Annotated in this window: 18 protein-coding genes; 7 read left to right on the forward strand and 11 right to left on the reverse strand. The window is 36.8% G+C overall.

Annotated elements, in window-relative coordinates; genetic code table 11:
• Positions 1-40 precede the first annotated feature (40 nt).
• The 11 genes from ACZZ9T_RS07170 to ACZZ9T_RS07220 all read right to left on the reverse strand — a co-directional run bounded on the left by ACZZ9T_RS07170 (position 41) and on the right by ACZZ9T_RS07220 (position 16,130).
• Positions 41-1,018: a pectinesterase family protein gene (locus ACZZ9T_RS07170; protein ID WP_463441490.1), complete on the reverse strand. Its 978-nt coding sequence runs from the start codon at positions 1,016-1,018 to the stop codon at positions 41-43.
• Between the two features lie 41 nt (positions 1,019-1,059).
• Positions 1,060-1,962 carry an alpha/beta hydrolase gene (locus tag ACZZ9T_RS07175; RefSeq protein ID WP_463441491.1) on the reverse strand — a complete coding sequence of 301 codons (903 nt, stop codon included), beginning with the start codon at positions 1,960-1,962 and terminating at the stop codon, positions 1,060-1,062.
• Positions 1,963-1,974: 12 nt separating this feature from the next.
• Entirely contained in the window at positions 1,975-3,636 is a 1,662-nt protein-coding gene (locus tag ACZZ9T_RS07180) for a glycoside hydrolase family 28 protein (protein ID WP_463441492.1), read from the reverse strand.
• On the reverse strand, positions 3,636-4,475 hold the full coding sequence (locus ACZZ9T_RS07185) for a rhamnogalacturonan acetylesterase (RefSeq protein WP_463441493.1): 840 nt from the start codon (positions 4,473-4,475) through the stop codon (positions 3,636-3,638). The genes ACZZ9T_RS07180 and ACZZ9T_RS07185 overlap by 1 nt, the downstream gene beginning before the upstream one ends.
• A 130-nt stretch (positions 4,476-4,605) precedes the next feature.
• Positions 4,606-6,246 (reverse strand): glycoside hydrolase family 43 protein, encoded by a 1,641-nt coding sequence (locus ACZZ9T_RS07190; RefSeq protein ID WP_463441494.1) that lies wholly within the window; start codon positions 6,244-6,246, stop codon positions 4,606-4,608.
• Positions 6,247-6,385: 139 nt separating this feature from the next.
• Positions 6,386-7,645: a glycoside hydrolase family 88/105 protein gene (locus ACZZ9T_RS07195; RefSeq protein WP_463441495.1), complete on the reverse strand. Its 1,260-nt coding sequence runs from the start codon at positions 7,643-7,645 to the stop codon at positions 6,386-6,388.
• An 11-nt stretch (positions 7,646-7,656) separates the two neighbouring features.
• Positions 7,657-8,667 (reverse strand): DUF4861 family protein, encoded by a 1,011-nt coding sequence (locus ACZZ9T_RS07200; RefSeq protein ID WP_463441496.1) that lies wholly within the window; start codon positions 8,665-8,667, stop codon positions 7,657-7,659.
• A gap of 47 nt (positions 8,668-8,714) precedes the next feature.
• Positions 8,715-10,133, reverse strand: a complete 1,419-nt coding sequence (locus ACZZ9T_RS07205; protein ID WP_463441497.1) for a pectate lyase family protein — start codon at positions 10,131-10,133, stop codon at positions 8,715-8,717.
• A gap of 28 nt (positions 10,134-10,161) precedes the next feature.
• Entirely contained in the window at positions 10,162-11,187 is a 1,026-nt protein-coding gene (locus ACZZ9T_RS07210; RefSeq protein ID WP_463441498.1) for a pectinesterase family protein, read from the reverse strand.
• A gap of 85 nt (positions 11,188-11,272) precedes the next feature.
• Positions 11,273-13,111: a RagB/SusD family nutrient uptake outer membrane protein gene (locus tag ACZZ9T_RS07215; RefSeq protein WP_463441499.1), complete on the reverse strand. Its 1,839-nt coding sequence runs from the start codon at positions 13,109-13,111 to the stop codon at positions 11,273-11,275.
• A gap of 10 nt (positions 13,112-13,121) precedes the next feature.
• The gene (locus ACZZ9T_RS07220; RefSeq protein WP_463441500.1) at positions 13,122-16,130 is read right to left on the reverse strand and encodes a SusC/RagA family TonB-linked outer membrane protein; all 3,009 of its coding nucleotides are present in this window, start codon (positions 16,128-16,130) and stop codon (positions 13,122-13,124) included.
• Positions 16,131-16,991: 861 nt separating this feature from the next.
• On the opposite strand from ACZZ9T_RS07220, the gene kduI reads away from it, so the two are divergent.
• The 7 genes from kduI to ACZZ9T_RS07255 all read left to right on the forward strand — a co-directional run bounded on the left by kduI (position 16,992) and on the right by ACZZ9T_RS07255 (position 25,394).
• The gene (gene kduI, locus ACZZ9T_RS07225; protein ID WP_463441501.1) at positions 16,992-17,828 is read left to right on the forward strand and encodes a 5-dehydro-4-deoxy-D-glucuronate isomerase; all 837 of its coding nucleotides are present in this window, start codon (positions 16,992-16,994) and stop codon (positions 17,826-17,828) included.
• Positions 17,829-17,838: 10 nt separating this feature from the next.
• On the forward strand, positions 17,839-18,621 hold the full coding sequence (locus tag ACZZ9T_RS07230) for a gluconate 5-dehydrogenase (protein ID WP_463441502.1): 783 nt from the start codon (positions 17,839-17,841) through the stop codon (positions 18,619-18,621).
• 18 nt (positions 18,622-18,639) lie between these two features.
• On the forward strand, positions 18,640-20,037 hold the full coding sequence (gene uxaC, locus ACZZ9T_RS07235) for a glucuronate isomerase (protein ID WP_463441503.1): 1,398 nt from the start codon (positions 18,640-18,642) through the stop codon (positions 20,035-20,037).
• A 208-nt stretch (positions 20,038-20,245) separates the two neighbouring features.
• A complete protein-coding gene (locus ACZZ9T_RS07240) occupies positions 20,246-21,253 on the forward strand; it encodes a sugar kinase (protein ID WP_463441504.1) in 1,008 nt (335 codons plus the stop codon).
• A gap of 205 nt (positions 21,254-21,458) precedes the next feature.
• On the forward strand, positions 21,459-22,118 hold the full coding sequence (locus tag ACZZ9T_RS07245; protein ID WP_463441505.1) for a beta/alpha barrel domain-containing protein: 660 nt from the start codon (positions 21,459-21,461) through the stop codon (positions 22,116-22,118).
• An 11-nt stretch (positions 22,119-22,129) separates the two neighbouring features.
• A complete protein-coding gene (locus ACZZ9T_RS07250) occupies positions 22,130-23,659 on the forward strand; it encodes an MFS transporter (protein WP_463441506.1) in 1,530 nt (509 codons plus the stop codon).
• Positions 23,660-23,930: 271 nt separating this feature from the next.
• A complete protein-coding gene (locus ACZZ9T_RS07255) occupies positions 23,931-25,394 on the forward strand; it encodes a tagaturonate reductase (RefSeq protein WP_463441507.1) in 1,464 nt (487 codons plus the stop codon).

Genomic DNA, 25,394 nt, shown 5'->3' on the forward strand with positions numbered 1-25,394 from the left:
TCCTATGTCGTTTATTGCAGTAATAATGATTCGTTTCTAATTACTTATTACTCATATTAGGATTCCAACCGCTGAAAATATTTTTGATGGTGTATTTTTTTGCTTCTTTTTTTGTCAGTTGATGCGACCACGCAACTCTTTGAGAAATATTTCCGCCTTCACCTTTACTTTTAAATTCTGCGTAATATGCGGTTTTATCTTTATCGGGAAACATTTTGTCACCTTTCCACGGATTCCAGCCTTCGGGAAGGATGTGTTTTCCCATTTCTGTATTGATGAAGACTGTTTTTGCATACGGTCTCCAGGGTCTTCCTAGGAATACTTTTGTAATGTCATCTTTTGCAATCAATTTACAATCAAAAAAAACATAACCAAATTGTTTAGACTGATCTGTTGAAGCAGCAGTAATAAAAGAATTGGCTAAACTTTTAATGGTACAATTTTTAAAAACAACTGTTGCTGAACCGAAAATAAAGTCTGTTGTTCCTTCAATATAACAGTTTTCGTAATACTGTCTGCTGTGATTTCCGCCTGTATAAATAGTGTCCTGACAACCTAAGATTTTAGAATCTTTAATTACAAACCGGTCACCTTCTACATGAAGGGCAACTGCCTGTCCCTGATTGCAAGAACTATTTTGAATGGTTAAATTAGAAATTTTAATATCATCCGACATGATCAAAAGCGTGTACGAATTGAACGTAGTCATTTTCTCGTTTAAAGCATCCGGTTTTCCGGAATAATCATCGTTTGTGATAATGGTGTTTTCTTTATTTTCGCCTTGTAAAGTTATCTGATGTTTTGAGGACGGAATAACAATTTTTTCGTGATAGGTGCCTGCTTTTATCTTTACCAAAGCTTCTCCTGGACCCAAATCCCGAATCGAAGTAATGGCTTTCTGAATGGATGTAAATTCTCCGCTTCCGTCTTTGGCAACAGTGATCGTGATATACGGATCTGTTCCGGCAAAAAGAAAGTTGGCTGCAGAAATGAACCATATTAAAATTAATTTCTTCATAAATTTCTCATCTTTATTTAAACTTAGCCTCAGTTTCAGTTTTATTTTAATGTTTTATCTAAAAAGTTAACCGTCAAATTTAATGTTTCTGTAAACCAAGGTTCAGCAGACCAGAATGAGTGGGGCGTATCTTTTATTTCGTGAAACTCTGTCGGAATATTAAAACTCCTCAGTTTTTTCATCATATCATCCCGTCCGGCGTGAAAGCGGGGCTGTGAACTGTTGATGAAAAGGGTAGGAGGTGTATTTTTATTTACAAATTCCAAAGGTGAGGCATCTGTCCAGTTCTTGAGATTCACATTTCTGTCACCACCCAGCCAGAATGCTGCATAAGTGCTTTCTTCGGCTTCTGGATGAATGAACGAAACAATTCCGTCTATGTTCACAATAGCTTTTATTTTACCTTTAGATTTTACCCCAACCAACGTAGCAATTTGTGCTCCTGCTGATTCTCCCAAAACTGCGATTTTTTTAGGGTCTAAAAAATATTTTTTTTTATTTTTCTTTAAAAACTGAATGGCACTTTCCACATCATCTATTGCTGCAGGATATTTTGCCACTTCACTCAGACGATAACCGACTGCAATGGCAACATACCCTTTTGCAGCCAATTCCTGAGCCATATATTTTTCGTTTTCTTTACTTCCGGAAATCCAGCCGCCCCCATGAACCAAAGCAATTCCCGGATGCCTGTCTGATTGATCAAGAGGATAATAGATATCTGCTTTTAAAGATAATCCGTTGATATTGGCGTATTCCACGTCTTTATCGATCCCGATATTTTGCGGAACAGGTCTGTTCAAAGGAGTGATGAAAGGATGTTTCTTTTTCAGTTTTTCGTAGGTTGCTTCGTTGGTGTAAGGAGAAGCATTCGGCTTTATCTGTCCGAATGCTTTTGCTCCTACAAAAAAAACAAAAAGAAAATATAGTTTGTGAAAACTCATATTCAAATGAAATTATTTAACTGCATTTTTTGCAATCTCTTTCGAAATCTGCAATTGCTCGCCTTTTACTTCTTTCGGAAGTTTTACTGCCGAAGTTTTAGCTCCTAAAACCTTAATGGTTGGCTTTTGGGATGATGTCAACTGCAATGTTGAAAGATCTATATTTTTACTGTTGTAAATCACTGCGCCAGTACCTTCAGTATAATTTAATTTTACATTTTTTAATGTAATTCCGTCTGCATCAACTATTGTTAAAGCTTTTTTTGTGTCAAACTGAGAGTCTTCAATCACAATGTTTTTAATATTCATTTCAGCCAAACCGTTGATGGTAAGTGCTTCATAAGAATTTACCGCATTGATATTTTTAAAATAAATATTTCTGAAAACCGGCGTTTCTTCTGTTACCGGAAATACTTTTTCAGGAACTTTATTGCCTTCAGATTTTTGTCCGTCTTCCAAAACAGGAGAAGCTCCTTCGTAGAACATATTAAAGCCAATCGTCTGTGTAGGGATATCAATCATATCAATATTTTTAATATAAATATTTTCTACCACACCACCTCTTCCCCGAGTAGTTTTGAAACGTAGACCGATGTCTGTGCCGATAAAGGTGCAATCTGAGACGTGGATGTTTCTTGCGCCTCCCGACATTTCGCTGCCGATAACGAAACCTCCGTGACCGTGGTACACTACATTGTTTTTAATGATTACATTTTCGGTAGGCATTCCTCTTTTTCTTCCGTCCAGATCTTTTCCGGATTTTATACAGATCGCATCATCACCCACATCAAAAGTATTGTCATAGATCAAAACATTTTTACAAGATTCTAAATCTACACCGTCACCGTTCTGAGAATACCAAGGATTTCTTACCGTAAGATTTCTTAAAATAACATTCGAGCACATCAACGGATGAAGATTCCATGCGGGAGAATTCTGGAAAGTAGGGCCGTCTAAGAGAACCTGATCACATCCTACCAAACTAACCATAACCGGACGTAGAAAATCTTTTACAGATTCTAAATCTGATTTTGAAATTTTGTCCGGAACATTAAAATTTGAGCTGCTTTCAAATCCTTTTTTATAACTTTCTGATGGAAACCAAGTTTTTCCGTCTGCAGATAGAACACCGCCGGATGATACAAATTTTTTCCACTCACCTTCTGCCAGTTTACTTTTTTTAACGGCTCTCCATGCGTCACCGCTGCCATCAATCACACCTTTTCCGGTGATGGCTATATTTTTGGCATTTTTGGCATTAATGGGAGAGGTACAACGGATCGTTTCTAAACCTTCAAAACTTACATCCACCAAAGGATAATCATTTTTATCTTTACTGAAAACCAAAAAAGAGCCCTCTTCCACATGAAGATTGATATTGCTTTTTAATTCAATAGGACCAGTCAGCCACATTCCTCTGGGAACAACCAGTTTACCGCCACCTTTTTTTACCAATGCATCGATTGCTTTTTTGAAAGCTTCTGTATTTTTAACTTTTCCGCCAGAAATACCACCAAAATCTTTAATGGAAACCGTGTTTGCAGGAAAAGACGTTTCCGCAACCTGCGGCATTTTAAATTCAATATTTTTGTAAATGTCTACGTTTTGTGCGTATGTCTGTCCCGAAAACATCATTGCTGCAATGAGAGCAACTATTTTGAATGACTTCTTCATTATTTATTATTTAGTTTAATTATATTTTTAAATTCGGTGAACACCATCTGTGCGGTTACTTTTGCTCCTTCGGTCTGAAAGTGCGTGTTGTCTTTCTGTCCTTTAGGATAAGCTTCATAAATTCCTTCCGGAAAATTCATAAAATAACGATTGGTTACGTAATCTTGACCTTTTCTGGTGAAAAAATTCATTGATAATTTGTTTAAATCGATGTAAGGAACATTCATTTCCTTCGCAATATCAATCGGAGCTTGCCAATATTCTCCGTGAATATTTTCTAATTTTCCTTCTTTCCAGGGATAGTTTCTTGCAACCGGAGTGAGAATTATCGGTTTTCCGCCTTTCTGCAGAGTCTGAGTTACGAATAATCTTAAAAATTCTTTGTAACCCTGAATATTAACATAACGTTCTGTATGTTTTTCTGAACCGTCGTTGTGCCCGAACTGCATGATCACGTAATCATTTGGTTGCAGATTTTCATAAACATATCGCCATCTTCCTTCCTGAAAAAAAGTCCTCGTACTTCTTCCCCCATGCGCTCGGTTGATAATTTGTACTGAATCTTTTAATGCTGTTAAACCTTTTAAACTGTCTTTTACAAAAAACGGCTGAAAAACCTGTCCCCATCCTGTAATGGGATATCGCACTTTCATGTAATCTTTTCCAGGCTCATAATCTCCGGTGTAATCTGCCATTGTAGAATCGCCGATGAGGTAAATATGAGTGACTTTTTTATTATGTTTTATGGTTTCTTTTTGAGCATTGTTTTGTGACTGACATGCAGACAACAATAAAACGACGATTAAAAATGAAACGATTTTCTTTATTTTTTTTGTCATTGATTTAATTTTAAAATCTAATGTTTTTTTACCCACAGATTTCACAGATGTTTATATATTTTTATTTATGAACTTTAAAAGCTATGCGCAATCATCTTTGAAAATCTGTGTAATCAGCGGGAAATAATTATTAATTTCTAGTAATTCTAAACCAATCAAAATCTGCGTAACCACCTCGGTTTGCTTTCTGTGTGCTAACAGAATATAATCCCACTTTAGCCCCAATCCATTTTCCGGGTTTTGCCTGAAATGGCTCGCCTGCTATGATGAAATTTTTACCGTTTTCGCTGTAGCTGAATGTACAAATTCCGTTTGGTTCACTAACGTTTACTTTAAAATAAGCTTCGTTTCCTTTTAACTTTGTTTCAAATAATATTTTTTCTGCACCTCCTTTATCTGCTTTTTCAGCTTTTCTTAACTGAACGTAATATCCGTCTGGTTTGTTGGTAATTACGATTGAAGCATGATCTAATCCCATAACCAAAAGTCCGGCAGTTTTTCCTTCTTTGGCATCTTCGGGTGTTAATTTAACTTTAGTGGAAGCTACAAAATTAGGAGCCGGAAATTTCTGAGTTAACAAATTCGGAACATTCCAAAGGTTTACTTCACCTTCAGGAACTTTCATTGAGAATAATCTCAGGAATTTCTGTCCGGGAAGTTTAGATGACCAGACGATATTTTCGTTGGCGCTCCATTGCCATTGTAAACCTAATTTTTCACCATCAAATTCATCCGTTTCAGTTGGGGTAACGATGGGGTATGTCTTACCAACGTTCGGTTTTTTATAATTTGAAACAGGTTCGCCGATTCCGTTTTTATCGTTGTCGATTCCCATTACAGGCCAGTCTTTTTCCCATTTCATTGGCTGCAAATGCACGATTCTTCCTCCTGCATCTACATCCTGAAAATGATAGAACCAGTCTTCACCAGAAGGTGTATCAACCCAAGCTCCCTGATGCGGACCGTTGATTTTTGTTTTTCCCTGCTCAAGAACAATTTTCTCTTCGTAAGGACCGTAAATATTTTTTGATCTTAAAACCAATTGCCATCCTGTTGCTACCCCTCCCGCCGGAGCGAAGATATAGTAGTAGCCATTTCTCTTGTACATTTTCGGACCTTCAACTGTAGGATGCGCATCGTGACCATCGAAAATATGAACACCTTTGTCTAAAACTTTTGTTCCTTCGGGATTCATCTTATTCAATGACAAAATACTTTTAACTCCGGCACGGCTTCCTGCCCAACCGTGAACCAAATAGACCTGCCCATCCTCATCCCAGAAAGGACAAGAATCAATTAAACCTTTTCCTTCCATCACCAAAACAGGTTCGTCCCATTTTCCAAGGGGATCTTTTGTTTTCACCATGTAAATTCCGTAATCCGGGTCGCCCCAGTAGATGTAGAATTCACCTTTGTGAAAACGGATACTCGGCGCCCAGACTGCATCTCCTCTTCTTGGAACAGAGAAATGTTCTTTTGGCAAAACATCCTGAATGGCGTAGTTAACCAGTTTCCAGTTGACCATATCTTTTGAATGAAGAATAGGCAATCCCGGAGCTTCGTTGAAACTTGAAGCGGTCATGTAATAATCATCACCAACTCGGGTAACGTCGGGATCTGAATAATCTGCATATAAAATAGGGTTTCTAAAGTTTTTCCCCTGATCGGCAGTCCAGACTTCTGATACGTACGGTTTTTCCTGTGCATTCAGATAAGTTGATGCAATTGAAAATGCGGTGATTGAAAGTATATTTAAAAATTTGTTTGTCATAAAATCAGATTTTTAATCTGGGTTTAAACGCAATAGGCGAAAAGTTCTCTTGTTCCCCTAATATTTTTCGTTCGGAAAGGTGTTTGACTTCTTCGAATTTTCGATTTCACTTAGCAAAGGCTAAATTCTTAGCTTTTAATTATTTTTCAAATTCTAAGCTTGCCAGAATGAAAGGTCCCGTTCCTTTTCCGTCGTTTGAACGGATTTCTTCATTCACATAATATTCATAAGAGCCGTCTCTGTAAGGTTTCCCGCCTAAACCGGCAACCGCACAACATTTATTTAAATTCACCACTCCGTTTTCGTCTACGGTGATTAAGTTCTTGATGATTCCGTCGTAGCCTTTTTTAGCAGCAGCTTTGTATGATTTTGGAAGATATCCTTTGTTCACCGATTTAATCATTGTATAGACAAACATTGCCGAAGCCGTTGCCTCTTCATAGTTACCGTTAGCCAAAGGCTTATCCAAAACCTGATACCAAAGTCCTGATTTTTGATCCTGATATTTAATAACAGCATCAGAATAGGATTTGATGTAAGATATAATTCTCGCTCTTCCCGGATGATTTTCAGGTAAGTAATCAAGAACGTCTACCATTGCCATTCCGTACCATCCCATTGCTCTTCCCCAGAAATTAGGTGAAAGTCCGGTTTTTTTATCTGCCCATGCTTGTTCTTTGCTTTCGTCCCAAGCGTGATACAGCAATCCTGTTTTTTTGTCTAAAAGGTTTTTCTGAACCGAATCAAACTGGAAAACAATATCGTCATACGCTTTTGCAGCAGCATCACCTTTTACGAAATCTTTTGTATAATGCGTGTAGAAAGGCATTCCCATGTAAAGACCGTCTAACCAAACTTGGTAAGGATATATTTTTTTATGCCAGAAAGAACCTTCGTTGGTTCTCGGTTGACCGTCGATTTGTAAACGAAGTGTCTGAAGGGCTTTCAGGTATTTCTCTTTTTTCTCTTTTTCATAAAGATAAAGCAACACATTTCCGCTGTTCAGCATATCAATGTTGTACTTGTCTAGGTCGTAAGTAAGAATAGTACCGTCTTCTTTGATCAGTTTTTCTCCAAAATCGCTGATATACGTATAGTATTCTTTTTTACCTGTCTTCATATAAAGTTGCTCTGCACCGTCTAAAACGATGGCTGAAGGATATGTCCATTTCGGGCTTTTGCTAAAATCAAGCATCCATGCTTCAGGAAATCTCTGCATTTCTGAAAGCATCATTCTTTCTGACCATTTTAGATTGGTAGGAACTACTTTTCCTGATTGTAGGGTTTCGGAAGAAGGTTTCGAAGCAGTTGCAGTTTTTGTCTGTGCACAAGCTAAGAATATTCCTGAACCTAAAACAGCAACAGAATATATTTTTAATTTTTGAAGAATAAAATTCATTGTATTCAATTTTAAAGTTGATTGTTATTATCTAGAATTTCTAATTTTTTATCTAAATCTTTGTAAAATTCTGCTTCGGTTTTAATTCCGTTCGGTTCCTGTGACCATGCTCCCATAAAATAATACGAAACATTTTTAGTCTTTTTAAAAATTACCGTGTGCGTAGATTTTGTTTTCACATATTTGTCGAAACTTTCGACAGGGTAGAAGATCACCATTCCTAAATTATCCTCTTTTTTGGCCAAAGTCTGCGTTCCGTAAGTAGCAATGTAGCCCCATTTTTTATTTTTGCTGACCGCCTGTTTCATTGGGATGTCTTTAAATGCAACAATCCCTGTACACAAACCTGAAAGTGTTTCATTTAAACTTAAATCAACTTTTACAAAACGGTCTTTATTGAAAATTGTCAGCTTAGATTGAAGGTCAACTGATTTTCCCCATGTTTTCCAGCCTTTGTAATCGATGGTTGCAAAAGATTTGTCGCTTTCGTTCACGACTTTTGCAGTGGTGCTTTTTACAGTTTTAAAAGTTTCCACAAAATCATTCTGCTCATCATATCTTCCGTAAGAACCAACGCCGATGGTACGACCTGATTTCAAAATATCCTGCCCCCAAGTTGAATCGTGGTGATAAGATTCAAAACCGTCTTGCCCAACTTCTGGTAAAACTAAAGTATTTACTTTTTTACCAAAAATATCTGTCGCATTTCTCCAGTCTAAATACAGTCTGTAGCCGATTTGATTATTTTCTAAACCGATGCCTTCGTATCGGATGTAGTAGGAATGGTCGGTATGTTCTGCGGGAAGTCTTAACTCATTAACGTTTTTAAAACTTCCTCCGATATATTCGTTTTCCTGCCATTTTCCGCCTTCTTTTACGGATAATTCAGCGTAAGAAAAAGGAGCTTTTGGATTTTTACGGATTTTTTCAATCACATTTTTCTGTGCGAAAGAGGAACCGCCGGCGAAAACGGCTGCCGCTAAAAATATTCTGAATACGTTTGATGTTATTTGTACTGACATTATTTTTTAATTTGGATCATTTGATTGGTCTGAAAGTTAAGTGACTATCATTGATGATCGGTTATTTTTTTAACGAGGCTATTCATATATACCTCAATATTATCATAATTTTTATCTAAATCTTTTCCGTTGGTACTGGAAGTTTTCGGGTCAAGATTATTTTTAATTTCCCATTCATCTGGCATTCCGTCATTGTCTGAATCTAAAAGAATTTTTCCTGATTTCAAATCGGGAAATCCTCCTACATCTTCCTGCGAATCGATGATTCCGTTGTCGCTTCCGAGCGAACCTTGATGAGAAAAAGTTCCGTTTTTTACATTTTTTACAATTCTTGTATCTACAGCGTCTTTCACTAAACTCGCTCCGCCGATTTTTAATATTTTTTCGTAAGCTTCTTTTGGAGAATGTGTTCTAATATTATTCTGAATATCGTGTGGATGATTGATTTTGATAGAATTTTTATCTGAATCTGTTATATTGTATGAAGTTTTCATTTGATTAAAAACGCCTAAATTCCAGTTGTCTTTTGTGACTTCCGGACTTCCTTCAACTACATTTCCGTTGATGTAATATTTTCCCCAGATATTGTAAACTTCAGTTTCGGGTTTTTCATTTTTATCGATAGCAACAATTCTTTTCTTGTTCATTGTAGCGGGACCGGGTTTGTAGTAATTGTTGATGAGGTTTACATTCATTCCTTCTCCGCCATAGATGCTGTTGTGTCCCCAATTATAGATTACATTGTTTCTGAAATCCGTCAAATCAGTCAGTGCAAATTTGCTTCCTGCATATTCTCCCAATCTCGGATTTCTGCTATCGTGATTGGCATATAGATTATGATGAAAAGATGCAGATTTTCCACCAGCAATTCCGCCATATCCGTGAGCGCCTTTCTGATGGGCAGAATTTCTCAGACTTTCTGCAATCAAACACCATTGCAGCGTGGTGTTTTCATTAACGTACATTGAAACCGTTTCGTCTGTTGACCAACTCATCGAACAATGATCGACCATCAGATTTTTGATAAATCTTGCACCAAAAGCATCACCTTCAAACTTTTTCTTGTCACCCATTCTGAATCTCATGTAACGGATGATGACATTGTCTGCTGCTACAAAAGTTTCGTAGTTGGCAACGGTAATTCCGTCTCCGGGAGCAGTTTGTCCGGCAATTGTAACGTTACCTTCTTTTATTTTTAATGGAGATTCAAGGAAAATAGTTCCGGCAATTTTAAAAATGATATATCTCGGCCCTTCCTGGTTTAAAGCAAATCTTAAAGTTCCTTCAGATCCATCATCACTTATTTTGGTTACTGTAAAAAATTTTCCGCCTCTTCCGCCTGTCGTATATCTCCCAAAACCTTCTGCACCCGGAAAACTTATCACCTTTTCCTGTGCGGAAAGGGTTGCCAAAATACTTGGAAGAATTCCTGCGTAAGAGATTATATTTTTAAGATTTAATTTCATTTAAAAAAGTAGGTGAAGGTTATGGTTGTTATTTCAAACTTTCTTTAAAATTCCAGTTATCATTTCCTTTTAAAATATTTTTTGCCTTATATTTCTTGCTTTGCTTTTTTGTTAATTGATGCGACCAGGAAACTCTTTTTGAAACATCAGCTCCAACTCCTTGAGATTTGTATTCTGCATAGAAAGTAGTCTGTTCAGCTTCTGGTTTCGACCAATTATGCCAACCTTCTTTTTTTATTGTGGAATCGATTGCACAGTTGATATAAACTGTTTTTGCAAATGGCCTCCAAGGTCTTCCCAAATATACGGAATTTGGTTCGGCATCACCTGTTAAAGTACAGTTAAAAAATACATAACCAAACTCATTTCCCTGTGGAGTAGATGCAGCGGTAATATAAGACGCATTTTTTTTAGAATAAATTGTGCAATTTTCAAAAACGGCAGTTCCGGCTCCGAAAATATAGTCGGTAGTTCCTTCGATATAGCAGTTTTTAAAATAATTGCGTGAAGTTTTGCTTTTATCAGGATTATCCTGAGTTCCTTTTGTATAAAGTGTATCCTGAAATCCTAAAAATCTACAGTTTTCAAAAGATATTTTGTCACCTGTTGTCAAAACTGCAACTGCCTGTCCAACGGGACCTGCATCGTTCTGAAAGGTGATATTTTTAGCTGAAAAATTATTGGAGAAAATAAAAATAGTTGACGAACCTGTTGTGCCGATGTTTTTACCTTCAGTATCCTGTTTTGAAGCGTAATCGCCGTACACTAAAATGGTGCTTTCTGCATTTTCTCCCATTAAACTTATGGGGCTTTTTGTAGCAGATACTGTGATCTTTTCTCTGTAAGTTCCGGGTTTTACAATGATTTTTGTTCTTAGTGTTTTTCCATCTTGAACAGAATTTATTGCCTGCTGAATGGTAGTGAAATCACCTTTTCCGTCTTTCGAAACAATGATGGTTTTATCATCATTAACCTTGAAAGAAAGAATACTGATTACAACTGCTGATAACAGGAATAAAAATTTTATTTTTCTGTTAAAACTTGAAATCTTCATAGATTAAATTTCATTAGGAAAATACAGACTTTGCTCCAATTAAGGAGAAAGTCTGTATCAAAATTAATATGAATGTATCTTTGTTCTAATAACCGTAATCTTGTGTAAGATTGTAGTTAGAGTTGATAACGTCTAGTGCAATTGGCAGCAATTCTTTTTTATTTGGCTGAAAGAAATGTGCATAACTTTTTACAGGATCTCCACTGATGTATGGTTGTGTTACTGCAAGTCTCCAGTTAACCTTTGTATAACCTGAAGGGGTCGCAACTGATTGATTAGGGCTGTAGAAAATATCAGCTTTAGCAACGCCGCCGGTTGTATAAAAATCGATATCTAAAACGTTTTGCTGTGCGGTTTTTGAAGGAACATAGTTAACGATGGTAGACGCAGGTTTTTTATAGAAGATATATTCCGGAACGTTGGCATAAATACCCGTACCGTTCATGAATTGGGTAAGTTTTTGTCTTGTTTCGTTGATTTTAGTTTCCAGTAAGTTCCAACGGATCAGGTCATACTTTCTAAGACCTTCTCCACCAAATTCCAGTGATCTTTCTTTTACAATATAGTTGAAAAAACCTGTTTTGTCTGTAGGAATTGTTCCAACCTGTCCCAAATTACCGGCATAAGCTCTTTGTCTTACCGATAAAACGGCATTGATAGCTTCCTGAGAAGGACCGTTGTTTAATTCGTTATCAGCTTCAGCAAACATTAAAAGAATGTCAGCATATCTGAGTAAAGGCCAGTCAATTCCAAGATTTTGGGATGTTCCGGTAATACTTGTCCATGATTTTCTGAACTTTCCGTCATTCCAGTTGACAGATGTTTGAAGCTCTTCCTGTTTTGTAGTACTTACTCTGTAGATGGCAACGTTAACATCTCTTCTTAAATCGAATTTTGTAAACTCATAAAAATATACAGGTATTGCATTGATACCTCCTGAAGATTTCCAGTCTGTATCATCATGTCTCAAACCATTGTAGTAACCAATTTTACTGTCTGTTCTGGAGTTTCCACCAAAAGCTCCGATCGCATAAATCACTTCATTGGTAGCATCCTGTGTGTTGGTATGTAAATTTCTGAACATCCCTTCGTAACTTGGATTTAAACCATGTTGACCGGAAGTCATGATAGATTTACACTCATCGTAAGCAATCTGATAGTATTTTTGAGGATTTGAACCCTGCATCATCAGTTGAGGATTTCTTCTTAAAGAATATCCTGCACGGGCTAAAGCGATTCTTGCTCTTAAACCTTTTACCGCTCCCTTGGAAATTCTTTGGGCGGTAGTACCTGCTTCAGATTTCCATGGAACTAAGCTTTCTGCTTTCAGTAAATCGTCAAGCATCTTGTCGTATATAACATCTCTGTCTGTTTTTTGAAGATACAGCGAAGGAAGATCAGCAGAAGGTACATCCTGAAAAGGCACATCACCCCAATTTTTAATCAAATCATGATAGAAATGTGCTCTTAGCGTTAAAGCTTCTCCCAAATAACGATCCATTAGCTTTTTATCTGTTTCAGATCCTGTTTTATAAACGGGTGAAATCGGAATATTTTTAATAACAAGATTTGCTCTTTCAATCCCGGCATAGGTATCTAAGAACGGTCTGAGAAGTTCTGTATTTGTAGGAATTGCTCCGAAACAGCTGATACCTCTTCTGTCATTGGCATTGTAATCGCCGGAAGTTCTAAAGTCATCACCAGACTGTGTAAGGATAAGATTCATTCTTTGACCATAGGTATTATCTCCCATGGTACTGTTGTAAACGCCGACTAATGCAGAAAATGTATCTGAAGCAGAGTCAAACTGTTGTTGTTCTGCTGTATTGGATAAACTTTCTACCTCAAGATAGTCACTGCAAGAGCTTAGAGTTAAAACTCCCGCAACAGAAAATAAAAGCTTTAGATATTTATATTTTTTCATAATATTAGGTTTAAAAAGTGATATCAATTCCTGATAAGATAAATCTGCTTCTTGGATATGCAGCATAGTCAACACCAGGTGTTAAAGGGTTTCTTCTTGTATTTGCCTCAGGATCATATCCAGAATATCCTGTGATCGTAAATACATTGTTCATAGTGAAATACATTCTGAAATTTGAAAGGCCAAGCTGCTTGGTAAAGTCTTTTCCAAGTGAATAACCTAGTGTTAGGTTATTTAATCTTAAGAAAGATCCGTCTTCAATACCATAAGAATGTAAGAAATAAGCGCCGGCAGGAGGAGTCCACATCGTTGTATTAGCATTTAATGCAGCCAGCGCTGTAGGATCATTTACTTTAACACCGTTATCATCAAACCATCTCCATCTGTCTGCTACTTCTGTCAACATATTGTTGTCTCTGTATAGATACTGGGTAGAATATTCAAGTTTATTGGCATTGTATACTTTATTTCCGACAGAAAAATTAAACATTAAACTCATGTCCCAGTTTTTGTAACGGAAAGTCTGATTAAATCCTCCATAGAATTTAGGTTGGGCATTTCCTAAATCAGTCATGTCATTGTTATCAATAGCACCGTCACCATTCAAATCCTGAAGTTTAAGATCTCCCGGCTGTATTGCTCTAGCTCCGTTTGCTGCAGAGGCAGCACTTGGGACACCTGCTTTCAATGTGTAAACTTGTGTTGCTGCATTATAATCAAAGTCGCTTAACTCATATCTTCCTGCTGTAACATAGCCCCAATAAGTACCTACCGGTTTGCCTACCTGTACCAAGAAGTCATTTAAATTATTCTGCCACCCAGAAGGATATAGATAATAATTGGCACTTGCAGATGCATTGTTTCCTAAGCTTTTGATTGTGTTTTCGTTAGAAGATATATTGGCATCAATTTTCCAGGTGAAGTTTTCTTTGTCGATGATTGTACTTCCAACAGTGAATTCAATTCCTTTATTGGTAGTACTTCCAGAGTTTTGGTATTGAAACTCATATCCTGTGGTTTGAGGAATTTTAGCTAAAAGCAATAAATCTTTTGTATCGGTCTGATAATAATCAATATTACCATATACTCTTCCATTGAATAAACCAAAGTCTAAACCGATATTTTTGGATGTTGCCGATTCCCATTTTACGCCTTTATTAGCCAGAATATTTCCGGTAGTAGCACCGGGAGTTACATTGGTTCCGAAAGCATATCCGTAATCAGATGAGGTAGTAAAAAATGTATCATATAAGAAAGAACCGATTCTGTTGTTTCCGGATAAACCGTATCCTGCACGAAGCTTTAATTCACTGATTGTTCTACTGTCCTTTAAGAAATTTTCTTCGGCGATTTTCCATGCTACAGAAGCGGCAGGGAAGTACCCCCATTTGTTTCCTGGTCCGAATACACTGGAGCCGTCTGCTCTCATCGAAGCGGTAAAGATATATTTGTTATTATAAATGTAGTTGGCTCTACCAAAAAAGGACGCTAATCGATCAGGTACTCTTCCTGCTCTTGGAGCATCCTGTACCAATCCCGATGGAGGTGAAGCAGACTGAATGTTGGCAAATGCCTCTTCAGCACTTATCGATTTTGGAAACCATTTGATATTCATTGTCAATGATTCTCCATCTGTTTTTACAATTTCCTGTCCAGCTAATAAGTCCAGCTTATGCTTTCCAAATGTCTTTTTAAAATTTAAAGTATTGGTATTTGTGATTCTTCTTGTTTGAGTTTTGCTTAGGAAAACAACAGGTTGATCATTGTTTTGTCTTGCAAGGCTAGTTACCGTCCCTGAAAACTGATTAACAGACTCATCTCTCTGCACATAACCAATAACACTTCTGAAGGTGAAATTTTTGTTGAATTTATATTCTATCGTTCCATTAAGCAACAAGTCATTTCTGCTGTTTTCTCTAACTTCATTATTAGCTAATAACACCGGATTAACAAGATTTGTCTGATCTGCAAATAATGGGTCAAACTCATCCACGTTTACGGTAGAACCTCCCTCAAATGGCTGATATCTTACAGCATTTCTTAGTCTGTTAGAACTTTGAGAGCCCGTAGATGACGTTCCTGCACCATAAATTGTCTGTCTGCTGTATCTGGTATTCAGACCAATACTTAATTTCTTTGAAATGTCATAGTCATATTTAAAATTAGCCATGTTTCTTTTGAAACCGGAACCAATCATAATACCATCTTCCTGTACATTATTGAGAGTTAATGAGAAAGCAGAATTCTCTGATCCACCCGTAACTCCTACATTATGAGTAAAGTTAAAAGCTTCTCTGCCGAAAACTTCATCCTGCCAGTCTCTTTTTTTGATGTCTTTATATTTTCCCAGTTGGTCGTACGTACCGTATCTTGTCTTAAAAGCATCAATATCTGTCTGCACGCCAGCTTTGTTGTACAATTCGTATTGATAAAGAACATACTGGTAAGGATCCAGTACATCAATCGTATTTTGTATTTTTCTTACTCCCAAAAATCCGTTATAATTAATCGATGTTTTTGCTTTTTTACGACCTCCTTTTGTTGTAATCAAAACTACTCCGTTAGCTCCTCGTGCTCCATAGATATTGGTGGATGATGCGTCTTTCAGAACTTCAATAGATTCAATTTCTTTTGGGGATAAAATAGATAAGGCGTTATCCATCTGCACTCCGTCTACGATATAGAGAGGTGCATTACTGCCCGTAATGGAGTTACCACCCCTGATTACGATATCAACATCAGCACCCGGTGAGCCTTCACTTAACGAAACCCGTACTCCGGCCATTCTTCCCTGTATTGCTTCTGCTGCGCTGTTTGATGGCATATCTTTAATAGCTTCGGCTTTTACAGATGATACCGCATTGGTTACATCTTTTTTAGAAACCTTAGTGTAACCAACTAAAACAACTTCGTCAATGTTGGTTTCTTTTTCTTTATCCTTCTCCTGCGCAAAGCCAAGTACCGGAAGTAAGAAAACAGTTAAATATAACCACTTTATTGAATGTACTTTCTTATTCATTATTATATCCTTATATAGTTTAATGTGGGTTGGAAAGGTTATCTTTCCAATTAGTTTTTGTGGATTTTTAAGTACTTCTGTCTGTTTTTATGTTTTACGCTATTCTTGTGCAATCGATTGCGTAATTTTTACAACAGATAATTATCTGTGGCTTCTAAACTAATATTATTTTCCAATACACAAAGAATAAAATATTATTTTTTTATGAATTGAAAGTGTCTAATTTGTTAAAATTATTAAATTCTTAAGAGGTGATTTTTATTAAACAATTGATTTTTAATATTTTATAAATTTTGTTTGTATGTGTTTTAATGATAAAAAAATTTAAAAAATGAATCATTTTTCACATATAAATCCAACAGTTTTAAGTAAAAAATGAGTTTTTTGGTACAAAAAAATTCCCGAAACAGACACTCAAGGATGGTTTATTGAAAAAATTATGTGATTTTTATCAGTTTTCAAGAGTAGAATAAAATGTGTATTTTCTAATTGTTGCCAAATTGCCATAATTTAACATTCTTGTTTTATTTTTTTTGAAATATCATTATAAATATTATATAACAGCAATTAGAATCGTTTTTTGTGGCATGATTTTTATTTCTTTAAGCTTTGCTACTCAATTTCGTTAAAAATTCGAGCCATACATTCTTAAAACTTCCTGAAAATTTTTAAAATATTAATTTTATTGTATTGAAAATCAGTTCAATAAAAATTTAAATGAATTTTTTGTTAACGGAATACATATTATCTATATATTTATCGACAAGTATTTCTGTACAATTTCAGTGTAATTTAATGCAATCGATTACACAATGTTTAAAAGGTTTTTAGAAACCATAATTTAAGTTTAAAATCTAGAGTATGACAAAATCAGAATTTCGATACGCCCATCATCCTGAAGATGTAAAAAAATATACAACTGAAGACTTAAGAAGGGAGTTTCTTATCAATGATTTATTTAATGAAGATCAAATCAATGTAGTGTATTCTATGTACGACAGAATGATCGTAGGGGGTGCAATGCCTGTAAAAAGTGCGTTGAAACTGGAACCTACTGATGATCTGAAGGCAGAGAACTTCTTAGACAGAAGAGAATTGGGAATCATCAACGTGGGTGCTGCCGGAAAGGTAACCGTTGACGGAGAAGTTTTCGAACTTGGAAATAAAGAAGCTTTATACATCGGAAAAGGAGCAAAAGAGGTTGTTTTTGAAAACGGAAATGAAGGTCAGACTTTATTCTATTTCAATTCTGCACCTGCGCATCACACTTTCCCTACAAAGAAAATCACTAAAAATGAGGCCGAAATCGTAGAATTAGGTGAAGCAAAATACGCCAACAGACGTACCATTAACAAACTGATCGTCAACAGCGTTTTGGAAACCTGTCAGCTACAAATGGGAATGACTGAGTTGCACGAAGGAAGTGTTTGGAACACGATGCCTTCTCACACGCATACCCGAAGAATGGAAGCTTATTTTTATTTTGATCTTGAAGAAGGACAGGCGGTAAGTCATTTTCTTGGACAGCCGAATGAAACTCGTCATATCTTTATGAAAAACAATGAAGCTGTCTTGTCTCCGGAATGGTCTATTCACTCAGGAGTTGGTACTTCCAACTACACTTTTATCTGGGGAATGGCAGGAGAAAATATGGATTATGGCGACATGGACGCTGTTAAAACTAACGAATTAAAGTAATTTTCTCTACATGAATTTATTCGATTTATCCGGAAAAGTAGCTGTTGTAACAGGCGGTACTCACGGATTAGGAATGGCAATGGCTGAAGGTCTTGCCTCTGCAGGTGCTGAATTGGCAATCACAAGTACGACTCCTTCAAAATTAGATGAAGCCTTAGAATATTATCGCAGTAAAGGATATAATGCTACAGGTTATCTATTCGATGTGACAGACGAACGTGAAGCCGCTCAAAAAGTAGCATTAATGCTTGCAACGCATGGAAAAATAGACATCTTGGTTAATAATGCAGGAATCATCAAACGTGTTCCGGCTATTGAGATGGAGGTGGAAGACTTTAGAAAAGTAATCGATGTAGATCTTACCGGTCCTTTCATCATGTCTCAACTGGTTGGGAAACACATGATCAAAAGACAATCCGGTAAAATCATCAATATTTGCTCTATGATGAGTGAGCTTGGCCGTGACAATGTAGTAGCGTATGCTTCTGCAAAAGGCGGACTGAAAATGCTGACTAAAAATTTAGCAACAGAATGGGCAAAACACAATATTCAGGTAAACGGTATCGGTCCCGGTTATTTTGCGACAACCCAAACAGAACCAATCAGAGTAGACGGGCATCCGTTTAACGATTTTATCATCAGCAGAACTCCGGAAGGCAGATGGGGAAATCCCGAAGATCTTGCAGGTACAGCTATTTTCTTAGCTTCAGATGCAAGTAAATTTATCAACGGACACATTATTTATGTGGATGGAGGTATTTTGGCGACCATCGGGAAACCTGCTAATGAATAACATAAGAATTTTACAGAAATGAAATCTTTTATTACAGATAACTTTTTATTACAAAATAAATACGCAGAAGAACTATACTTCAATTTTGCAGAAAAGCAGCCGATCATCGATTATCACAATCACTTGATACCAAAAGATATCGCTGAAGATACGGTTTTCGAAAATATTTCTAAAGTTTGGATTGCGGGCGATCATTACAAATGGCGTGCAATGCGTACGATGGGAGTGAACGAAAAATTCATCACGGGTGACGCAACAGATAAAGAAAAATTCGAAGCCTGGGCAAAAACGGTTCCTTACACGTTGAGAAATCCTTTGTACCACTGGACGCATTTAGAATTAAAGCGTTATTTCGGTATTGATGAATTATTAAACGAAAAAAACGCTTCAGATATTTACGATAACATCACAGCTCAGCTTCAGACTCCTGAAAAGTCTACAAGAGGTTTGCTGAAAATGATGAACGTAGAATCTTTGTGTACAACAGAAGATCCGATTGATGTTTTAAACTACCATCAGGATTTGGCGAAAAGTGATTTCAGTATCAAAGTAAGTACTGCTTTCCGTCCTGATAAGGCAATTTTAATTGAAAACCACAACTTCGCAGATTATATTTCTAAATTAGGCGAGTCAGCAGGAATCGAAATCAATTCTTACCAGACTTTGTGTGATGCTTTATTAAAAAGAGTAGAGTATTTCCATGAAAACGGATGCAGATTGTGCGACCACGGACTGAACAATATTTCTTTTGAAGAAGCTTCCGAAGCAGAAGTAAGCGCCATTTTTAATGATAAAATTTCAGGAAAAGTAATTGCTGAAAAGCAGGTCAATCAGTTCAAAACTGCCATTTTATTATTCTTAGGCGAGACATATCATCAATTTGGATGGGTTCAGCAGTTCCACTTGGGAGCTTTGAGAAACAACAACGAAAGAATGCACAGAATTCTGGGTCCGGATACAGGATGGGATTCTATCGGTGACTTCGTACAGGCTGAAACTTTGTCTAAATTGCTAAACGCTTTAGACGGAAAAGATAAATTAACCAAAACAATTCTATATAACTTAAATCCTGCCGACAACGAAATTTTCGCTACAATGATCGGGAATTTCAATGACGGGAGTATCAAAGGAAAGGTGCAGTTCGGTTCGGGCTGGTGGTTTCTGGATCAGAAAGACGGAATGATCAAGCAGATGAATGCCCTTTCAAATATGGGATTAATCAGCTGTTTCGTTGGAATGTTGACAGATTCCAGAAGTTTCTTATCTTATCCGAGACACGAATATTTCAGAAGAGTGTTGTGTAATCTTTTCGGAGAAGAAATGAAAAACGGCGAATTGCCGGATGATATGGCATTAATCGGAAAAACCATTTCCGATATCTGTTATCATAATGCTAAAAATTATTTTGATTTTTAAATAATTAAAATTGGAACTCGCAAAATGCTTCGACAAGCTCAGCATGACAGCGTTGAAATGAACAGTTAGTATTAGGAATGTCACACTGAGCTTGTCGAAGTGTTTTATGTCTTAAAAAATATTAAAATTAAAAAACCTTTGTGCTTTTGTGATTCCAAAAAGAAATGTCAAAATTAAAAATAGAATAAAGTCTATTTAAATTAAGAAAATGAACAATAAAATAGTCACTTTCGGTGAAGTAATCATGAGGCTTTCACCTCCCGGAAACAAAACAATGAAACAGAGCCACGAAATGGAATTCTTTTTCGGCGGAACTGAGCTCAACGTAGCTTCTTCATTGGCGACAATGGGTTGCGATGTGACGCACATCAGCAATGTTTCTGATGATTTTGTGGGAGAATCTGCATTGTCTTTCATCAAAAGTTTTGGGATTGATACGACTTTCATTCATAAAAACGAACATCCTTTAGGGTTATATTTCCTCGAAGTAGGTGCATCCGTCCGTGCGAGCAGAATTGCTTACAACAGACTGAACGGTTCTTTTGCCAACATTAAACCCGAACAGATAGACTGGAAAAAAGCCCTGGAAGGTTGCCAATATTTCCACTGGACAGGCATTAGTCCGGGAATTTCTGAGGATGCTTACAAAACTTTGAAAGAAGGTTTGTTGACAGCCCGTGAAATGGGAATTGAAGTGACAACAGATCCTGCATACCGTTCCAACCTTTGGAAATATGGCAAAAAAGGAAATGAAGTTTTAAAAGAATTGGTTTCTTATTCAACGATTTTTATCGGTGGGGTAAATGAGATTAATGAAATTTTGGGAACTCAGTTTTCATCAGATCAGCAAGGTTTCATGGAAGCTTGTGAAGAATTAAAAAAACAATGTCCTTCTATTCATAAAATTTTCGATAAAATAAGAATCGGGGTTACAGCGAGTTCTCAGCAAACGCAGGGAAGAGCTTTGGTTGACGGAAAGTATTTTGAAACTAAATTTTTAGAAATAGACAATGTTGTCGACAGAATCGGAACTGGTGATGCGTTTGCAGCAGGTTTGATTTATGGTTTATTAAATTTCGATGACGAAAAAGCTTTAAATTTTGCCAATGCAGCCTGTGCAATAAAGCACACCATTTTAGGGGATATCAATTATTGCAGCGCTGAAGATATTGAAGAAGTAATGAACGGAAATTCCGGAGGGCGCATCAAAAGATAGAGTTTGCCTTTGGCTTATTGCTACAACTAAAACATAGTGGACTTCGCTGAGTGAAACGCCTTTGCAAACTTAAAAATATACATCAAGTTTAAAAAGAAAATCTTTGCGCCCTTTGCGTTAAAAAAATGAAGTGTTGAAGTTACAGCATACCAAAGGATAGATAAATCCTAATCAAAGATTATTTTAACAAAATAATTCAACAAAAATGACAAAAATTCAGTTAGTTACAAACACCATCATCAATCAGGGAGCTTTGCCTCTTTATTACAATGCTGATGAGACGGTAACTTTAGAAATATTGAGATCGCTTTACAAAGCCGGGATTCGTGCGGTAGAATATACAAGCCGTGGAGAAGCTGCGTTGAGTAATTTCACAAAAATGGTAGAAGTTCGTAATGCCGAAATGCCTGAAATGCTTCTCGGAATCGGAACCATCAAAAATGTAAAACAAGCCGAAGAATATTACATAGCAGGTGCAGATTTCTTTATCAGTCCGGGTTTTGTAGCAGAAGTTGCAGTATTTTTAATTCCAAAAGACTTATTGTACAGTCCGGGTTGTATGACTCCTACAGAAATTATCGCTGCGGAAACTGCAGGCGTTACTTTTATTAAATTATTCCCCGGTAATGCTTTGGGACCGGGATTTATGAGTGCCATTAAAGATGTTTTCCCGAATCTTAAATTTATGCCGACAGGAGGTGTTGATACCACCAAAGAAAGCATTGACAGCTGGTTCAAAGCAGGAGTTTCTGCAGTAGGAATGGGTAGCAAGTTGGTAAGCAAAGAATTGATGCTTGCAAAAGACTATGCGACAATAGAAAGTGAAACCAAAAAAGTGCTGGATATTATCCAGACTTTAAAATAAATAAATTGACTATGAGTTCAGTTAAATCTCTTAAGCCGACACAATACAGATGGACGATCTGTCTGCTGTTATTTCTTGCCACCACGATCAATTATCTGGATCGTCAGGTTTTATCTTTGACGTGGAAAGACTTCATCGCACCAGAATTTCACTGGAATAACAACGATTATGGAAATATCACCGCATTATTTTCTATCTTTTATGCAGTGGGAATGTTATTCGCAGGAAAATTTGTTGACTGGATGGATACCAAAAAAGGTTTCCTTTGGGCAATCGGAGTTTGGTCTGTGGGTGCAGTTTTACATGCGTTTTGTGGAATCGCAACTTCAGGAATCCTTACCGGAGAATGGGCAGCCGGTTTTCATGGTTCTAAAGAATTAATCGGTACGGTTTCCAACACATCTGCAATCATCAGTACGAGTGTAACTTTATTTGTTTTTGCACGTTTTGTACTGGCAATTGGTGAAGCAGGAAATTTTCCGGCGGCGATCAAAACAACTGCAGAATATTTCCCTAAAAAAGACAGAGCATTTTCTACGAGTATATGGAATGCAGGAGCAACAGTCGGAGCTTTAGCTGCGCCGCTTACGATTCCGTTTATTGCAAGATCAATGGGCTGGGAATGGGCATTTATCATTATTGGTGCCTTAGGATTTGTCTGGATGGCACTTTGGGTATTCGTTTACAAAAAACCGCATTTGCATAAGAGAGTCAATGAAGAAGAATTAACATATATCAACCAGGATCAGGATGATCTTCCCAACGAAGATACTTCAGTTCCTGAAAAAGTTTTTACATTCAAAGAATGTTTCAGTTACAGACAGACTTGGGCGTTTGCTTTTGGAAAGTTTATGACTGACGGTGTTTGGTGGTTCTTTTTATTCTGGACTCCGGCTTATTTAAGTTCGGTCTACGGAATGGATTCTACTGAAAGTGCATTGCCATTATTTGTATTATATATGATTACTTTGCTATCGATCATCGGAGGATGGCTTCCAAAATATTTTGTTGAAAAGAAAGGAATGAACGCTTATAACGGAAGAATGAAAGCGATGTTGATTTTCGCATTTTTCCCTCTGTTGGCACTTTTAGCTCAACCTTTAGGAAAAGCAACGTATTGGATTCCGGTTTTAATTATCGGGATTGCAGGAGCGGCTCATCAGGCTTGGTCGGCAAATATTTTCTCAACAGTAGGCGATATGTTCCCTAAAAAAGCCATCGCAACCATCACAGGAATTGGCGGAATGGCTGGAGGAATCGGTTCTTTTATCATTAATAAATCTTCCGGAGTTTTGTTTGATCACGCTCACAAAGCCTGGTCGACCGTTGATGGAGTTCCTTTGCTGGAAAAATATCCTCAGTATATCAATGGCCGTTTACCGGATGATTTTTTCAAACAATTAGAAAAATCAGGTGCAGTAGTTTCAGATGGTATCGACAAAGGATACATGATTATTTTCTCCATCTGTGCAGTCGCTTATTTGATTGCATGGGTAGTAATGAAAACATTGGTTCCAAAATATAAAGTGATCAGTAAATAAATTTAAGATTTAAAAAACTAAAATTTTCAAAGCATTTTTCTTTTCCACAAAACCTAAAGGGTGGAAAATGCCTTGAAAATCTCATCAAATTAACTCCCTTTAGGGTCGGGGTAAATTAATTTTGATGAAATTTTAAGCAGACTCTTAACAGTCCAAATAAAGACATGGAGTTCTTCGCTAAGTAGAACGCCTTTGCGAACTTAAAAATATACAGCATTTTGTCCAAAACAATCTTTGCGGACTTTGCTTTAAAAAAATCATCAACAAGAAGATGGAAAATCAGACAAAACAACAATTAAACCGTCAAAACAGCGGATTAAATACAAAATTACCAATCAAGATCGTACAATTCGGCGGAGGAAACTTCATGCGCGGATTTACAGATTATGTGATTGACAAATTAAATAAAGAAGCAGATTTCAATGCAGGTATTGTCAACGTACAGCCAACACCAAACGGTTCGGTTCACAAACTTGAAGAACAGGGAAATTTGTACACTTTATTTTCAAGAGGAATAAAAAAAGGAGAAATCATTGATGAGAAATGCGTGATTTCGGCGATTCAAAAGTCGATCAATCCTTATGCAGATTACAGCGATTTCTTAGATTTAGCAAAAGAAGAAGAGCTTGAATTTGTTTTTTCGAATACAACAGAAACCGGAATTGCTTACGACGAAACTGAAAATACTTACGAAGGTCCGCACAAAAATTTCCCGGCGAAAGTGGCGGTTTTACTTCATGAAAGGTACAAGCATTTCAATGGAGCGACCGATAAAGGTTTAAGAATTATTCCTTGCGAACTGATTGAAGATAATGCTTTTGTCTTAAAAAGTATTATTTTAAAATATTCCCAACTTTGGAATTTAGACGAAGGTTTTGCGCAATGGATTGAACAAAGCAATCACTTCCACAATACATTGGTAGACAGAATTGTTCCGGGTTATCCGAAAGATGATGCGACAACTTATGAAGACCAGTTGGATTATGAAGATCCGATGATGGTGGTTTCTGAAACATTCCTTTTATGGGTAATTCAGGGAGGTGAAGATTTAAAACAGAGAATTCCTTTCGATCAGATCAATGAACAGATCTTGGTGGTGGATGATATTCAGCCGTACCGTTTAAGAAAAGTAAGAATTCTGAATGGCGGACATACGTTGATGTTGGCTCCGGCAATTTTAGCAGGAAAAGAAATCGTAAAAGAAGCGATTGATGACCAGTTTATCGGAACTTTTTTAAATGAAACGATTTTCAATGAAGTCAACCAGACTTTAGGTTTAGATGAAACTGAACTGAAAGAATTTGCGGAAGAAGTTTTCGACAGATTCAGAAATCCTTTTATCAAGCATCATTTGGCAAGCATCGCTTTATATTTTGTATCTAAATTTAAAGTGAGAGTCATTCCGAGTTTACTAACGTATGTTGAAAGAAATAACAGACTTCCGTTGAACTTAACGTACTCTCTGGCAAGTTTAATCCGATTCTATCAGGGAAGTTTTGGTGAAAAATCTCTTCCTTTGAATGACGAAGAAGCAATCATCAACAGATTCAAAGAAATCTGGAAAAACGAAGATTACGAAGTAATTTCAGAACAGGCATTGAGCGAAAAATTGTTCTGGGATACCGACCTTACTCAGGTTGAAGGTCTGAAAGCCGCAGTAGCAAAAGCATTGTACGAAATCGACCACAATGACATGGAAACTGCCTACAAAAATTTTATTCAATTTTATTCTTAA

The organism is Chryseobacterium sp. AC417, from assembly GCF_979258215.1.